The sequence below is a fragment of the Desulfobacter vibrioformis DSM 8776 genome, assembly GCF_000745975.1.
In the GTDB taxonomy this organism is placed as follows: domain Bacteria; phylum Desulfobacterota; class Desulfobacteria; order Desulfobacterales; family Desulfobacteraceae; genus Desulfobacter; species Desulfobacter vibrioformis.
On sequence record NZ_JQKJ01000066.1, the window covers coordinates 1 to 3,429 of the forward strand.

Consider the following 3,429-nt stretch of genomic DNA (forward strand, 5'->3'; position numbering starts at 1 on the left):
CCCAGCGGCTTTCTCAGGTGAGCAACAATAAGAAGGGATGAAAAAAGGGAAAAATGGAAGATATTGAGAGAATAACTTAGATCTTAATTTTCTGTTGCCGGGGGATTTTGACCCGGCCACGGGTGGGGGATTTTAAAGTGGCCATCCGGCAAGTCAAAAATTTAGGTAATCATAACTTGATATCGAAAGGCATGGTTATCCCGAATGTTTCAGGACTTTTGGCGTTACAGTTTTTTGGTCAGCCGGATAAATGTATGGATTTCTTCTTCGGACAGAACTTCCAGTATTCTGTCCACCATGCGCTGGTGGGAAAGGTATTCAAGGCGGGTAATATTGCGGCCCTTTTCCGTCAGTTTGATATAGTGGATGCGCTTGTCCCTGGTGCAGCGTGATTTTTCAACCACGCCCAGTTCGATGAGTTTATTTATGATAGCCGTGACGGAAGGTTTGGTGATATTCAACTGCCCGGCCAGTTCTCCACAGGTAATGTCCATGGCCCTGTCAATCATTTTCAAATAGTATAATTGATTGTCCTGAAGTTCGCAGACCCCCAGTTTCTCCGAAATTTCATGACTGCACTCCCGTCCCAGCTGGCTGAACTTTCTGATCACTTCGTAGATCGCTTCTCTGTCCAAAAAAACACCCCCGGATTTGTTCAAAACAGTTAGTTTATATCTAATTATTCGATATTATTTTTTTTGTCAAGATAGCGGCCATGGGCCAAACCCGGTCTATGAATCCCCAGGTTCTGGCCTATAATGAAATAAGACGGCATTCCGGTAAGTTGTCTTAACTTCATTGTAAATTGAAAAGTCTCCTGCCAAACGCCCCTGTGTAATGCTGCTGTGATCCGACATCGCGAAAACAATTTCAGAATAAAAAGGAAATATTGTTAGTTTTCATTGAACTAATTTAAATCATCCCTATTGTATGGTTGTGCAACCTGCTCAACCAACACCAAAAGGAGAAATTAATGGTATCAACACCTGAGACCCCAACATATATTGTCGTACCCATCAGCCGGACTGTGTTGTTTCCGGAATCAAACCTTGAAATAGAGGTAAACAAAGCTTTGGGAAGCCTGCTTAAAAAACGCATGGATCAGGGGAAAAACCTGGCTGTTGCCCTGGCCGTCAAAGAAGGGTTTGATCCCGGGAGCAATGACCCGGATACGTTTTTTTCCACCGGCACGCTGATCGAATTAAAAACCCACACCGCCAAAGGCAGCAATGACCTGTTCCGGGCAAGCGGACGCCTAAGGGTCACTGTTCAATCCCTTCAAAAAACAGACAGTCGGGTCATGGCCGTGGTTACGGCGGCACCGGGCCATGAGGACATGGACCTGAAAAGCAGAGAACAGATGCTGGATTACATCAAGGATATTGCCCATGAAATCGCCATTCAGTTCAAGGGTTCAGAAAGTTATGCCCAGCGCATCCGGCAGATGGATTCCATACCTGAGACCATGACATATCTTTTGCCGTTTATCCCCATCTCCATGGAAGAGAAACAGCGGCTTCTGGAAACAGACTCGTTGAAAGAACGAGGCATCGCCTTTATGGATATTCTTCTCAAACACAAGACGGCCATCACGCTTCAAATTGAGATGGCGGAGAAATTTTCCCACCAGTCCAATGAAAGGTATCGAAAGGCTTTTTTAAAAGAGCAATTGAAACAGATCCACCAGGAGCTGGATGAAGACACACCTGAATCTAAGGGCAAAAAGGATTATGCCCGGCTGATCAAAGAGGCCGGGATGCCCGGGGAGGTGGAGCAGGCAGCCCTGGAAGAGCTGTCTAAGTTAAATGAACAGGGACAAGGCAGCCATGAAGCCCATATCATAAAAAATTATCTTGACCTTTTGGTGGCGCTGCCCTGGCAGACCACCGAAAAAAAGGATATCGACATAGATCACGCCGAAGCACTGCTTGATTCCCATCACCACGGGCAGGAGAAAATAAAGGAACGGATCCTTGAACACCTGTCTGTGATGAAGCTTAAAAAAGAAAAACAGGGTTCCATCCTGCTGCTGGCCGGTCCTCCGGGCACCGGAAAAACCAGCCTTGGAGCCGGCATTGCAAAAGCCCTGGACAGAAAATATGTCCGAATCAGCCTGGGCGGCGTCAGCGATGAAGCAGAGATCAGGGGACATAGAAGAACCTATATCGGCGCGCTTCCGGGGCGGATCATTCAGGGCATGAAAAAAGCAGGAGAGAAAAATCCGGTGTTTGTCCTGGACGAAGTGGACAAACTGGTTTCGGCATTCCATGGGGACCCGTCAAGCGCCCTGCTCGAAGTGCTTGATCCGGAACAGAACATAAGTTTTTCCGATCATTACCTGGAAGTTCCTTATGATCTGTCAGATGTATTCTTCATTGCAACGGCCAACGATAAAAGGGGGATTCCCGCACCGCTTCTGGACCGGATGGAGGTAATAGATGTCTCCGGTTATACGGCCGGCGAGAAATTGTGTATTGCCAAAGACCATCTGCTGAAGCGGGTGTTCGCGGAACACGGTATAAAAAAATCCCAATTGGAAATCACGGAGGATGCGTTAAAAGCGATCATCGAAAAATATACAGTTGAAGCCGGTGTCAGGGCCCTTCGCCAGCAGCTTGCCCGTGTGGCCGGATTTGCTTCCCGGAAAATTGTTTCAGGCACGGCTGATCAACCTTATATTATTACACAAGAAACCCTGGAAGAGATTCTGGGGCATCCTAAAATAAGACATGATGCGGCCCAGGCGGACAATCCTCCAGGCGTGGTCACCGGTCTTGCCTGGACCCCCATAGGGGGCGAGATCCTTTTTATTGAAGCCGTCCATATGCCTGGAACCGGCAGATTGACCCTGACCGGTCAGCTCGGGGACGTGATGAAAGAGTCGGCCACTATATCCATGGGGCTTTTCAGGTCCCGGCTGGCGTTTGCCCTCAAGGACTTTGACTTTCAAAAAAATGATCTGCATATCCACATCCCTGCAGGGGCATTGCCCAAAGACGGGCCGTCAGCCGGGGTTGCCATGTTTACGGCCATCACATCGCTGATCATGGGCCGCAAGATTAATCCGACCCTTGCCATGACAGGGGAAATTACATTAAGGGGTCACATCCTGCCTGTTGGCGGCATAAAGGAAAAGGTTCTGGCCGCCCACCGGGCAGGCCTAAAAACAATTATCCTGCCGGAAGAAAACAAAACAGACCTTACCGAAATTCCGGAAGATGTCAGAGAACAATTGACTTTTGTGACGATTCATACGGTCGAGGATCTGATCCGGGAAACCATCGGCATTGATCTTCCCAAACCCGAAACACTGAAACTGGGGACACTTCCCGAAAACCTGGCTGTAAGCCCGGTCTTCACGGGGGTCTGAACAATCATTGAAACTTGACAAAACAAACCCCGGAGGCAGTGATTCCGCCCCCCCCCCCC

At 48.5% G+C, this 3,429-nt stretch carries 2 protein-coding genes; one reads left to right on the top strand and one right to left on the bottom strand.

Translation table 11 applies throughout. The features are described 5' to 3' along the window. Positions 1–224: 224 nt before the first annotated feature. Positions 225–635 carry a MarR family winged helix-turn-helix transcriptional regulator gene (locus Q366_RS18980; RefSeq protein ID WP_035242331.1) on the bottom strand — a complete coding sequence of 137 codons (411 nt, stop codon included), beginning with the start codon at positions 633–635 and terminating at the stop codon, positions 225–227. 338 nt (positions 636–973) lie between these two features. Here Q366_RS18980 and lon point away from each other — a divergent pair, with 338 nt between their 5' ends. After that, complete coding sequence (gene lon, locus Q366_RS18985) at positions 974–3,370, top strand: endopeptidase La (RefSeq protein WP_035242334.1); 2,397 nt, start codon at positions 974–976, stop codon at positions 3,368–3,370. The last annotated feature ends 59 nt before the right edge of the window (positions 3,371–3,429 follow it).